Raw genomic sequence first — 11,215 nt, forward strand, 5'->3', positions numbered from 1 at the left:
TGAGTTACTGAGCCGGCTTATCCAGGCGTTTGAGAAATACGCTAATTTCTTTGCCCGCCTGCTTGTCACCCTTCTCTTCTGCCACCCGCAAGCCTTGCGTCCAGGCCGCCCGCGCCTCGGCGCTGAGCCCCTGCTTGATCAGCGCCTGGCCGAGCAGCTTCCAGGCAGCTGAATACTGCGCATCGAACTCAACGCAGCGCTGCAAATGCTCAGCCGCCTGGGCGAACTCCGCCGCATCTAGATAACCCTTACCCAGACCAAAACGCAGCAGGGCATTGTCCATGCCTTTGGCCAGCATCTTCTCCAGGGCTTCGGTGCTCATGGTCGATTCCTAAAAGAAGGTCAGGCCGACTTGGAACAGACGCTCGGCATCGCGGATGTACTTTTTGTCGACCAGGAACAGGATCACATGGTCGCCCGTCTCGATCACCGTGTTGTCGTGGGCGATCAACACCTCTTCGTTGCGGATGATCGCCCCGATGGTGGTGCCCGGCGGCAACGCGATATCAGCGATGGCGCGGCCGACTACCTTGCTCGATTTGGCATCACCATGGGCAATCGCCTCAATGGCTTCGGCTGCACCGCGGCGCAGGGAGTGCACGCTTTCGATATCACCACGGCGCACGTGGGTCAGCAGGGTACCGATGGTGGCCAGCTGCGGGCTGATGGCGATGTCGATTTCGCCGCCTTGCACCAGGTCAACGTAGGCCGGATTGTTGATGATGGTCATCACCTTGCGCGCACCCAGGCGCTTGGCCAGCAAGGAGGACATGATGTTGGCTTCGTCGTCGTTGGTCAGGGCCAGGAAGATGTCAGCGTCGCTGATGTTCTCTTCCACCAGTAAGTCGCGGTCCGAGGCGCTGCCTTGTAGCACGATGGTGCTGTCGAGGGTTTCCGAGAGGTAGCGGCAGCGCGCCGGGTTCATCTCGATGATCTTCACCTGGTAGCGGCTCTCGATGGCTTCGGCCAGACGTTCGCCGATATGCCCGCCGCCGGCGATCACTACCTTTTTGTAGCTATCTTCCATGCGGCGCATTTCGCTCATCACCGCGCGGATATGCGCCTTGGCGGCGATAAAGAATACTTCGTCATCGGCTTCGATCACTGTATCGCCTTGCGGCATGATCGCCCGGTTGCGGCGGAAGATCGCGGCCACCCGGGTGTCGACATTCGGCATGTGCTCGCGCAATTGACGCAGCTGCTGACCGACCAATGGGCCGCCGTAGTAGGCCTTGACCGCCACCAGCTGGGCCTTGCCCTCAGCGAAGTCGATCACCTGCAGGGCGCCGGGGTATTCGATCAGGCGCTTGATGTAGTTGGTCACCACCTGCTCAGGGCTGATCAGGACGTCGACTGGGATCGATTCGTTGCTGAACAGGCCGCTGCGGGTCAGGTAAGCCGCCTCGCGCACCCGGGCAATCTTGGTCGGGGTGTGGAACAGGCTGTAGGCCACCTGGCAGGCGATCATGTTGATTTCATCGCTGTTGGTCACTGCCACCAGCATGTCAGCATCGTCTGCGCCGGCCTGGCGCAGCACCGTGGGAAACGAGCCACGACCTTGTACGGTACGAATATCCAGGCGGTCGCCGAGGTCGCGCAGACGGTCACCGTCGGTGTCGACCACGGTGATGTCGTTGGCTTCGCTGGCCAGGTGTTCCGCCAGGGTGCCGCCAACCTGGCCTGCACCGAGAATGATGATTTTCATGCAGTCTGTTCCTCAGCCGCGCGGAGCGGCAGCGATTTTCATCAGCTTGGCATAGTAAAAGCCGTCGTGGCCGTCGACTTGCGGGAATAGCTGACGGCCGTGGGCGGTTTTATGGCCGAACGCTCCGGCAATATCCAGCTCACGGGCGCCCGGCGTGCGCGCCAGGAAGGCAGCAATATTCTCGCTGTTTTCCGCCGGCATCACCGAACAGGTGGCGTAGAGCAGGATGCCGCCGACTTCCAGAGTCTGCCACAGGCTATCCAGCAGCTCGCCCTGCAGCTTGGCCAGCGCGGGAATATCATCGGCCTGACGGGTCAGTTTGATATCCGGGTGACGGCGGATCACCCCGGTGGCCGAGCAGGGCGCATCGAGCAGGATGCGCTGGAACGGCTTGCCGTCCCACCAGGCGGCCAGGTCACGGCCATCGGCGGCGATCAGCTCGGCCTCTAGGCCCAGACGTTTGAGGTTCTCGCGTACGCGTACCAGGCGTTTTTCTTCCAGATCCACCGCCACTACGCCGGCCAGCGCGGGCTCGGCTTCGAGCAGATGACAGGTTTTACCGCCTGGCGCGGCGCAGGCGTCCAGCACGCGTTGGCCGGGCGCCAGGTCGAGCAGTTCGGCCGCCAGCTGTGCTGCTTCGTCCTGCACGCTGACGCGGCCTTCGGCAAAACCCGGCAGGGTGGTGACATCGCATGCCTGCAGCAGGCGAATGCCGTCACGGCTAAACGTGCAAGGCTCCGCCTCAAAGCCTACGCGGCGCAGTTCGGCCAGGTAGTCATCGCCACTGCCGAGGCCGCGGTTGACCCGCAGAATCAGCGGCGGATGGGCATTGTTGGCCGCGCAGATGGCCTCCCAGTGTTCCGGCCACTGAGCTTTCAGGGCCTTCTGCAGCCAGCGCGGGTGGGCAGTATGCAGCACCGGATCGCGATCCAGCTCGGCCAGCAGTGACTCATGCTCGCGCTGGGCATTGCGCAGCACGGCATTCAGCAGGCCCTTGAGTGAAGGCTTCTTCAGCTTGTCGACACAGGCTACCGTCTCGCCGATGGCGGCGTGGGCCGGGATGCGTGTGTAGAACAGCTGATAGAGGCCGATCAGCAGCAGCGCTTCGACATCACGGTCGGCGGCTTTGAAGGGTTTCTGCAGCAGCTTCTCGGCGATCAATGCCAGGCGTGGCTGCCAGCGTGCGGTGCCAAAGGCCAGATCCTGGGCTAGGCCACGGTCGCGCTGCTCGACCTTATCCAGCAACGGCGGCAGGCTACTGCCCAGCGAGGCTTTGCCATTGAGCACCACGGCCAGGGCGCGGGCGGCGGCCAGACGTGGGTTCATAGACCGAGCACCAAGCCAGGTGCGAACTGCTCGCGGCGGCTGTTGTACAGGTCACTGAAGTTCAGCGCCTTGCCGCCGGGCAGTTGCAGGCGTGTCAGACGCAGCGCGCCTTCGCCACAGGCCACGGTCAGGCCGGATTTATCGGCGGCGAGGATGCTGCCGGGTTGGCCCTGCCCTTCGCCCAGTGCGGCTGCGTGCACCTTGATGGCTTCGCCACCTAGCGTGCTATGGCAGATCGGCCAGGGGTGAAAGGCGCGTACCAGGCGCTCCAGCTCAATGGCCGGGCGGCTCCAGTCGAGGCGCGCTTCATCCTTGTTCAGTTTGTGTGCATAGGTCGCCAGGCTGTCATCCTGCACCTCGCCAAACAGACTACCGCTGGCCAAGCCGCTGATGGCCTGAATCACCGCCTGCGGGCCGAGACTGGCGAGACGGTCGTGCAGGCTGCCTCCGGTATCTTCGGCAGAAATGGGCGTGCTGACTTTCAGCAGCATCGGCCCTGTGTCCAGGCCGGCTTCCATCTGCATCACGGTAACGCCGGACTCAGCATCACCGGCCTCCACCGCGCGCTGGATCGGTGCGGCGCCACGCCAGCGTGGCAGCAGCGAGGCGTGACTGTTGATACAGCCCAGGCGCGGGATATCCAGCACCACTTGCGGCAGGATCAGGCCGTAAGCCACCACCACCATCAGATCGGGCTTGAGTGCCGCTAGCTCGGCTTGGGCTGAGGGGTCGCGCAGGGTCTGCGGCTGGTGCACCGGAATATCGTGCTGCAGGGCGAGCTGCTTGACCGGGCTGGGTGTGAGCTTCTGTCCGCGGCCGGCCGGGCGATCAGGCTGGCTGTAGACGGCAATGATCTGGTGTGGCGTGTCGAGCAAGGCCTTGAGGTGTTCGGCGGCGAATTCCGGGGTGCCGGCAAAGACAATACGCAAAGACTCAGACATGGGTTCTCACTGCTAGAAAGAAAAAGGCTTGCCGTAGCAAGCCTTTGAAAGGTGTGGCTTAAGCCTGCTGGCGGTGCTGCTTTTCCAGCTTCTTCTTGATGCGGTCGCGTTTGAGATTAGACAGGTAATCGACAAACAGCTTGCCATTGAGGTGGTCGCACTCGTGCTGGATGCATACGGCCAGCAGGCCTTCTGCGATCAGCTCGTAGGGCTTGCCATCGCGGTCCAGCGCCTTGATCTTGACCTTCTGCGGGCGGTCGACGTTTTCGTAGAAGCCTGGCACTGACAGGCAACCTTCCTGGTACTGATCCATTTCCTCGGTCAGCGGCTCGAACTCGGGGTTGATAAACACCCGGGGCTCGGATTTGTCTTCGGACAGGTCCATCACCACCAGACGTTTGTGCACGTTGACCTGCGTCGCGGCCAGGCCGATACCCGGTGCGTCGTACATGGTTTCAAACATGTCATCGATCAGTTGACGCAAGGCGTCATCGACCACGTCCACCGGCTTGGCGATGGTGCGCAGGCGCGGATCGGGAAATTCGAGGATATTCAGGATCGCCATATGCGTTTGTGATGCACTTGTGGAATAAAGTCAAAATCCGCTGCTAAGATGATGAGCAGCATTGAAAAACGGCTTCACGCCGCAGCACGACTGGGTTATGTCGCGGCGCTAGGGCGCTCCACGTGAAGACACATAATAAAGGGATTCACCGCATGAGGAAATCACTACTCGCCCTGCTGCTGGTTGCGGCAAGTGGCTTGGCCCAGGCCGCCGTGCAACTCAAGGACGGTCACCCAGACCGTTATACCGTGGTCAAGGGCGATACCCTCTGGGATATCTCTGGCAAATTTCTAAGTCAGCCGTGGAAGTGGCCTGAAATCTGGCACGCCAACCCACAGGTGGAAAACCCCCATTTGATTTATCCAGGCGATCAACTCAGCCTGGTGTATATCGATGGTCAGCCACGGCTGATGCTCAATCGCGGCGAGTCGCGCGGCACCATCAAGCTGTCGCCGCAGGTGCGCAGTACGCCGATGGCTGAAGCTATTCCGGCGATTCCGCTGGAGGCGATCAACAGCTTCCTGCTGAGCAACCGTATTGTTGATACCCCTGAGCAGTTCCAGGGTGCGCCCTATATCGTGGCCGGCAACGCCGAGCGCGTTGTAAGTGGTGCTGGTGATCGTGTTTATGCCCGTGGCAGCTTCGACGAGTCGGCGCCGGCTTATGGCATCTTCCGCCAGGGCAAAACCTACGTGGATCCGGAAACCCAGGAATTCCTCGGTATTAACGCCGACGACATCGGTTCGGGAGAAATCGTGGCTGAGGAAGGCGATGTCGGCACTATGGGCCTGACGCGTTCGACTCAGGAAGTTCGCCTTGGCGACCGGTTGTTCCCAACGGAAGAGCGGGCCATCAATTCGACCTTTATGCCGAGCGAGCCGGCTGGCGAGATCAATGGTGTGATCCTCGATGTGCCACGTGGTGTTACGCAGGTCGGTCAGTTCGATGTGGTGACCATCAATAAAGGTGCCCGTGACGGTCTGAGCGAAGGTAACGTGCTGGCAATCTACAAAACGGGCGAAACCGTACGTGACCGGGTAACTGGTGAGTCGGTGAAAATTCCGGACGAGCGTTCGGGCCTGCTGATGGTGTTCCGCACCTATGACAAGCTCAGCTATGGCCTGGTGCTGGGAGCTTCTCGCTCACTGGCGATCATGGACAAAGTGCGTAACCCGTAACACCGAAAAGCCCCGCAAACGCGGGGCTTTTTTATTCCCGTCTGAATTTCCTGCCGCCCACGCGGCGCGACCGATCAAGGATGATCCGCATGTCGCAGTCTTCTGCTATTTCCCCTGCTATCTCTCCCGCTGAACTGGAAGCGCGTCTGCGTTTGCACTGCTTGCCGGAGCTGGGTCCTCGCCGCTTTCGCAAACTCCTCAGGGCCTTCGACAGTGCTTCAGCTGCGCTCAGCGCGCCTGCTAGTGCCTGGCGTTCTCTGGGTCTGCCGCAGGCGTGCAGCGACGCGCGACGTAGCGCTGAGGTGCGTGAGCGTGCGGCGCGGAGCCTGGCCTGGTTGGACGTCGATACGCATCATTTGTTGATGTGGGATGACGCGATTTATCCAGGGTTGCTGGCCGAGTTGGTGGATGCACCACCGTTGCTGTTTGTTGCAGGTGACCCGACTTTGCTGGAGCAGCCACAACTGGCCATGGTCGGCAGTCGGCGTGCATCGCGGCCAGGATTGGATACCGCGCAGAGCTTTGCTCGCAGCCTGGCGGGTGGCGGCTTTGTGATTACCAGCGGCCTGGCCTTGGGTATCGATGGCGCGGCCCATCAGGGCGCGCTGGATGCCAATGGCAAGACGGTCGCAGTGCTTGGTACCGGCTTGCAGTGCCTGTATCCGGCGCGGCACATGCTACTTGCCGCCGATATCGTCACCCGTGGTGGCGCGCTGGTGTCCGAGTTGCCGTTGGATTGCCCGCCCCAGGCTAGCAATTTTCCCCGGCGCAATCGCATCATCAGTGGCCTATCCGTGGGTGTACTGGTGGTGGAAGCCAGCCCGTCCAGCGGCTCGCTGATTACCGCGCGCCTGGCCGCCGAACAGGGGCGTGAGGTCTATGCCATTCCCGGTTCGATCCATCATCCCGGCGCGCGTGGCTGCCATCAGCTGATCCGCGAAGGGGCGACGCTGGTGGAGAGTATCGAAGACATTCTGCAGGCTCTGCGCGGCTGGCAAGCGCAGCCACCTGTCAACGCCCCACACAGGTCAGAGTCGCCCAGTCACCCATTACTGGCCCTGTTGCATGCCGCGCCGCATAGCAGTGAGGCGCTGGTAATCGCCAGTGGATTGCCTCTGACCGAGGTGCTGGCGGCACTGACGGAATTAGAACTGGACGGCCGGGTTGCCTGCGAAAATGGCCGCTGGGTGGGCCGCGCGCTTTAGCTTGGATACACTGCCTGCCAGGCCTTAGTGGAGAGCAGTGAATGGTCAGCAACTGGCAGATACAGCAAGCCGCACGCGTAGTGCGCAATGGCGGAGTGATTGCCTATCCGACCGAAGCGGTATGGGGGCTGGGTTGTGATCCCTGGAATGACGAAGCGGTGGAGCGCTTGCTGGCGCTGAAGGATCGGCCGGTGCACAAGGGGCTGATTCTGGTCGCCGCCGAGGTTGAGCAGTTTGATTTTCTTCTCGAAGACCTGCCAGAAATCTGGCTGGCGCGCCTGGCCGGCAGCTGGCCGGGGCCCAACACCTGGCTGGTGCCGCACCAGAACCGGCTGCCCGAATGGATCAGCGGCCAACACGACAGCGTGGCCCTGCGCGTCAGCGATCATCCGCAGGTGCGTGCGCTGTGTCGCCTGACCGGGCCGCTGGTGTCGACCTCGGCCAATCCGGCTGGCCGACCGTCTGCGCGTTCGCGTCTGCGTGTTGAGCAGTACTTTCCCGGCCAGCTGGATGCGGTGCTGGGGGGAGCGTTGGGCGGCCGCAAGAACCCGAGTCTGATTCGCGACTTGATCAGCGGTGATGTGATCAGACCGTCCTGATCACAGCCAAACCGTCTAGGGCAGCAGAATGCTCGAACCGGTGGTTTGCCGCGCGCTCAGCGCAGTTTGCGCCAGCGCGGCATCCTTGAGCGCATAGCGGTTGCTGATCTCTACCTGTAGCTGGCCGCTGGCGATCATTGCGAACAGTTCGTCAGCCATCGCCTGCAGCCGGGAAGGCGTATCGGCGTAACCGACCAGGGTTGGGCGGGTGACGAACAGTGAGCCTTTTTGCGCGAGGATGCCCAGGTTGACGCCGGTTACGGCGCCCGACGCATTACCGAAACTGACCAGCAGGCCGCGCGGTGCCACGCAGTCCAGCGAGGTTTCCCAGGTATCCTTGCCGACGCCGTCGTAGACCACCGGGCACTTATTGCCGTTAGTCAGTTCCAGTACGCGCTGGGCGACGTTCTCATGGCTGTAGTCGATGGTCGCCCAGGCGCCCTGCTCTAAGGCCCGCGCCGCTTTTTCCGCCGAGCTGACGGTGCCGATCAGCTTGACCCCAAGCGCCTTGGCCCACTGGCAGGCAAAGGAGCCGACCCCGCCGGCGGCGGCATGAAACAGAATGGTTTCGCCACCTTGCAGAGGGAACGTTTGGCGCAGCAGATACTGCACCGTCAGGCCCTTGAGCATCACTGCGGCGGCCTGCTCGAAGCTGATTGCATCCGGCAGTTTCACCAGCTTCTCGGCCTGCAGCACATGCAGCTCGCTATACGCGCCCAGCGGTCCGGTGGCATAGGCCACGCGGTCACCCACCTGAAAGCCGCTGACCGCAGCCCCCACCGCCTCGACGATACCCGCACCCTCGGTGCCCAGGCTGGACGGCAAGCTTGGTGGCGCATACAGGCCGCTGCGGAAATAGGTGTCGATAAAATTCAGGCCGATCGCCTGGTTCTGCACCCTTACCTCATTGGGACCTGGGGCTGCGGGTGTGTAGTCGGTGTAGTCGAGAACGTCCGGGCCGCCGTGACGGTTGAACTGGATACGCATGGCCATTTTCAGAGTCTTCCGCGATTGAATGCCTGGATGATGCCCGCACGGGCAGAAACGTGCCGTTATCCAATCGTCTGCATTGACCGCCGTCAACTGCGGCCGTGGGGTGGCTGGTGTTATGCTGGCCGCCCATTTTTTCCCGCGGCCACGTGCCGCCTGGCCTTACCCGCTTTCAAGGTGCCGCCGTGAGTGACCGTACTGAGGCCGTCAAAGCCTACCTGCTGGATCTGCAAGACCGTATCTGCACTGCTCTGCAAGCCGAAGACGGCGGTGCCGACTTCTTCGAGGATGCCTGGCAGCGGCCAGCCGGCGGTGGCGGGCGCACGCGGGTGATGGAGAACGGCGCGCTGATCGAAAAGGGCGGGGTGAACTTCTCCCATGTGTTCGGCGACAGCCTCCCTCCCTCGGCCAGCGCGCATCGTCCGGAACTGGCTGGGCGTGGCTTCGAGGCCCTTGGCGTATCGCTGGTGATCCACCCGGAAAACCCCTACGTACCGACCTCCCACGCCAACGTGCGTTTCTTCAGCGCCGAGAAAGAAGGCGAAGAGCCAGTCTGGTGGTTTGGCGGCGGCTTCGACCTGACGCCCTACTACGGCAATGAAGAAGACTGCCGCCACTGGCACCAGGTCGCCCATGACGCCTGCGCGCCCTTCGGTGCCGAGGTCTATCCGAAGTTCAAGGCCTGGTGTGATCGCTACTTCCACCTCAAGCACCGTGGTGAGCCACGCGGCATTGGCGGGCTGTTCTTCGATGACCTGAACCAGTGGGATTTCGACACCAGCTTCGCCTTTATGCGTGCCATCGGCGATGCCTATATCGCCGCCTATCTGCCCATCGTGCAGCGCCGCAAGCTGACCCCCTATGGTGAGCGCGAGCGTGAGTTCCAGGCCTTCCGCCGTGGCCGCTATGTCGAGTTCAACCTGGTGTTCGACCGTGGCACGCTGTTCGGTCTGCAGTCCGGCGGGCGTACCGAATCAATCCTGATGTCGCTGCCGCCGTACGTACGCTGGGGCTACGACTGGAAGCCAGAGCCGGGCAGTGAAGAAGCGCGGCTGACCGAGTACTTCCTGACCGACCGTGATTGGCTTGCAAATTTGCCTTGATCGCTGCTGCGCTAGGCCATGCTGCGTTGAGAGCAGGCTCGGAATGCTCATTTACAGCTCGTAAACTCCGCTTCCTCGCCTGCTCTCGCCTTGCCTGACCGTCGCTCGCGACGCGCTGAAGGCAAATTTCAAAGAGGATTATTGATGGACCGCTACGGCGTATTCGGCAACCCCATCGGCCACAGCAAATCACCGCTGATCCATCGCCTGTTTGCTCAGCAAACTGGCGAGCAGCTGAGTTATGAAGCCCTGCTTGCGCCGCTGGACGACTTCCCCGGCTTCGCCCGCGCATTCTTTGCCGAAGGGTTGGGGGCGAATGTCACCGTGCCGTTCAAGGAGCAGGCGTTTGCCCTGGCTGACAGTCTGAGTGATCGCGCGCGCCGCGCTGGCGCGGTAAATACCCTGAAGAAGCTAGCAGACGGCAGCCTGCTTGGCGATAACACCGACGGTGCTGGCCTGGTACGTGATCTGACGGTGAATGCCGGGGTAAACCTCAAGGGCAAACGTATTCTCCTGCTCGGCGCTGGTGGTGCGGTGCGCGGGGTGCTGGAGCCATTGTTGGCCGAGCAGCCGGCGGCGCTGGTGATTGCCAACCGCACGGTGGAAAAGGCCGAGCAACTGGCCCGCGAATTCGCCGACCTGGGCCCGGTGGTTGCCAGCGGTTATGACTGGATTGATGCGCCGGTGGACCTGATTATCAACGGCACCTCGGCCAGCCTGGCCGGCGAGTTGCCGCCGATTGCGCCGAGCCTGATCCAGCCTGGGCATACCCTGTGCTACGACATGATGTACGGCAAGGAATTGACCGCCTTTAACCGCTGGGCTGCCGAGCACGGCGCAGCGCGCACTCTGGATGGCTTGGGCATGCTGGTCGAGCAAGCCGCCGAAGCCTTTGCTCTGTGGCGCGATGTGCGTCCAGCCAGCGCGCCGGTGTTGGCCGAACTGCGTCGCCTGCTGGCCGAGGGCTAAGACTGTGGGATTGAGTGCCGACGAACTGGCGCAGATCAGCGCGCTAACCCTGCGCCATTATCAGGACTGCGCCGAAGACTTTCGCGAGGGCACCCGCGACCACGATGTCAGCCAGAATATCGCCGCTCTGCTCGCGGCTATCCAGGCGACTGCGCCCTACCAGATTCTCGATCTCGGCTGCGGGCCGGGCCGCGATCTGCGCACCTTTAGCGTCATGGGCCACACTGCTGTCGGTTTGGACGGCTGCGCGCGCTTTGTCGAAATGGCTCGCGCCGACAGTGGTTGCGAAGCCTGGCAGCAGGACTTTCTTGCCCTAGATCTGCCGCCTGAGCGCTTCGACGGGGTGTTCGCCAATGCCTCGCTGTTTCATATTCCCCGCCAGGAACTGCCACGGGTGCTGAAGCAGCTGCATGCCACCCTTAAACCCGGCGGCGTGCTGTTTAGCTCCAACCCTCGGGGTGAGAATCAGGAAGGCTGGAATGGTGAGCGCTACGGTACCTATCACGACCTGGCCAACTGGCGCGTACTGCTTAACGCCGCCGGCTTTAGCGAGCTGCAGCATTACTACCGCCCGGCAGGCCTGCCGCGTGACCAGCAGCCCTGGCTGGCCAGTGTCTGGCGCAAACTTTGAGCC

12 protein-coding genes are annotated in these 11,215 nt (G+C 62.3%); 6 read left to right on the forward strand and 6 right to left on the reverse strand.

What is annotated here, in order from left to right; all coding sequences use genetic code 11:
* Positions 1-4: 4 nt before the first annotated feature.
* Genes ALTER154_RS08970 through def form a run of 5 tightly spaced genes read right to left on the reverse strand, consistent with a single transcriptional unit; the run spans position 5 to position 4,537 of the window.
* Positions 5-322, reverse strand: coding sequence for a hypothetical protein (locus tag ALTER154_RS08970; RefSeq protein ID WP_160086358.1), 318 nt, complete (start codon positions 320-322; stop codon positions 5-7).
* 9 nt (positions 323-331) lie between these two features.
* Entirely contained in the window at positions 332-1,705 is a 1,374-nt protein-coding gene (trkA, locus tag ALTER154_RS08975) for a Trk system potassium transporter TrkA (protein WP_090254226.1), read from the reverse strand.
* A 12-nt stretch (positions 1,706-1,717) separates the two neighbouring features.
* Positions 1,718-3,031 carry a 16S rRNA (cytosine(967)-C(5))-methyltransferase RsmB gene (rsmB, locus tag ALTER154_RS08980; RefSeq protein ID WP_160086360.1) on the reverse strand — a complete coding sequence of 438 codons (1,314 nt, stop codon included), beginning with the start codon at positions 3,029-3,031 and terminating at the stop codon, positions 1,718-1,720.
* Positions 3,028-3,972, reverse strand: coding sequence for a methionyl-tRNA formyltransferase (gene fmt / locus ALTER154_RS08985; RefSeq protein ID WP_160086362.1), 945 nt, complete (start codon positions 3,970-3,972; stop codon positions 3,028-3,030). Before fmt ends, rsmB begins: the two co-directional genes overlap by 4 nt.
* 58 nt (positions 3,973-4,030) lie before the next feature.
* Positions 4,031-4,537 (reverse strand): peptide deformylase, encoded by a 507-nt coding sequence (gene def, locus ALTER154_RS08990; RefSeq protein ID WP_160086364.1) that lies wholly within the window; start codon positions 4,535-4,537, stop codon positions 4,031-4,033.
* Positions 4,538-4,689: 152 nt separating this feature from the next.
* Here def and ALTER154_RS08995 point away from each other — a divergent pair, with 152 nt between their 5' ends.
* The 3 genes from ALTER154_RS08995 to ALTER154_RS09005 all read left to right on the forward strand — a co-directional run bounded on the left by ALTER154_RS08995 (position 4,690) and on the right by ALTER154_RS09005 (position 7,519).
* Positions 4,690-5,715: a LysM peptidoglycan-binding domain-containing protein gene (locus ALTER154_RS08995; RefSeq protein WP_160086366.1), complete on the forward strand. Its 1,026-nt coding sequence runs from the start codon at positions 4,690-4,692 to the stop codon at positions 5,713-5,715.
* 89 nt (positions 5,716-5,804) lie between these two features.
* Positions 5,805-6,920 carry a DNA-processing protein DprA gene (gene dprA, locus ALTER154_RS09000; protein ID WP_160086368.1) on the forward strand — a complete coding sequence of 372 codons (1,116 nt, stop codon included), beginning with the start codon at positions 5,805-5,807 and terminating at the stop codon, positions 6,918-6,920.
* Positions 6,921-6,961: 41 nt separating this feature from the next.
* Positions 6,962-7,519, forward strand: a complete 558-nt coding sequence (locus tag ALTER154_RS09005; RefSeq protein WP_160086370.1) for an L-threonylcarbamoyladenylate synthase — start codon at positions 6,962-6,964, stop codon at positions 7,517-7,519.
* Between the two features lie 15 nt (positions 7,520-7,534).
* Here ALTER154_RS09005 and ALTER154_RS09010 read toward each other — a convergent pair whose 3' ends face one another.
* Entirely contained in the window at positions 7,535-8,512 is a 978-nt protein-coding gene (locus ALTER154_RS09010; RefSeq protein ID WP_160086372.1) for an NADPH:quinone reductase, read from the reverse strand.
* A gap of 182 nt (positions 8,513-8,694) precedes the next feature.
* On the opposite strand from ALTER154_RS09010, the gene hemF reads away from it, so the two are divergent.
* The 3 genes from hemF (at position 8,695) to ALTER154_RS09025 (ending at position 11,212) form a co-directional block, all read left to right on the forward strand.
* Entirely contained in the window at positions 8,695-9,612 is a 918-nt protein-coding gene (gene hemF / locus ALTER154_RS09015) for an oxygen-dependent coproporphyrinogen oxidase (RefSeq protein ID WP_160086374.1), read from the forward strand.
* A 144-nt stretch (positions 9,613-9,756) separates the two neighbouring features.
* A complete protein-coding gene (gene aroE / locus ALTER154_RS09020) occupies positions 9,757-10,581 on the forward strand; it encodes a shikimate dehydrogenase (RefSeq protein WP_160086376.1) in 825 nt (274 codons plus the stop codon).
* A 4-nt stretch (positions 10,582-10,585) separates the two neighbouring features.
* Positions 10,586-11,212: a bifunctional 2-polyprenyl-6-hydroxyphenol methylase/3-demethylubiquinol 3-O-methyltransferase UbiG gene (locus ALTER154_RS09025; protein WP_160086378.1), complete on the forward strand. Its 627-nt coding sequence runs from the start codon at positions 10,586-10,588 to the stop codon at positions 11,210-11,212.
* Positions 11,213-11,215 lie beyond the last annotated feature (3 nt).

Origin of the sequence: Pseudomonas sp. 9AZ (genome assembly GCF_902506525.1) — a bacterium.
Lineage (GTDB): Bacteria > Pseudomonadota > Gammaproteobacteria > Pseudomonadales > Pseudomonadaceae > Aquipseudomonas > Aquipseudomonas peli.

Bases quoted from the DNA above. Each gene is read 5' to 3' on its own strand.
- def (WP_160086364.1), bottom strand. From the start codon at position 4,537: ATGGCGATCCTGAATATCCTCGAATTTCCCGATCCGCGCCTGCGCACC.
- fmt (WP_160086362.1), bottom strand. From the start codon at position 3,972: ATGTCTGAGTCTTTGCGTATTGTCTTTGCCGGCACCCCGGAATTCGCC.
- rsmB (WP_160086360.1), bottom strand. From the start codon at position 3,031: ATGAACCCACGTCTGGCCGCCGCCCGCGCCCTGGCCGTGGTGCTCAAT.
- ALTER154_RS09010 (WP_160086372.1), bottom strand. From the start codon at position 8,512: ATGGCCATGCGTATCCAGTTCAACCGTCACGGCGGCCCGGACGTTCTC.
- dprA (WP_160086368.1), top strand. From the start codon at position 5,805: ATGTCGCAGTCTTCTGCTATTTCCCCTGCTATCTCTCCCGCTGAACTG.
- trkA (WP_090254226.1), bottom strand. From the start codon at position 1,705: ATGAAAATCATCATTCTCGGTGCAGGCCAGGTTGGCGGCACCCTGGCG.
- ALTER154_RS08970 (WP_160086358.1), bottom strand. From the start codon at position 322: ATGAGCACCGAAGCCCTGGAGAAGATGCTGGCCAAAGGCATGGACAAT.
- aroE (WP_160086376.1), top strand. From the start codon at position 9,757: ATGGACCGCTACGGCGTATTCGGCAACCCCATCGGCCACAGCAAATCA.
- ALTER154_RS09005 (WP_160086370.1), top strand. From the start codon at position 6,962: ATGGTCAGCAACTGGCAGATACAGCAAGCCGCACGCGTAGTGCGCAAT.
- ALTER154_RS08995 (WP_160086366.1), top strand. From the start codon at position 4,690: ATGAGGAAATCACTACTCGCCCTGCTGCTGGTTGCGGCAAGTGGCTTG.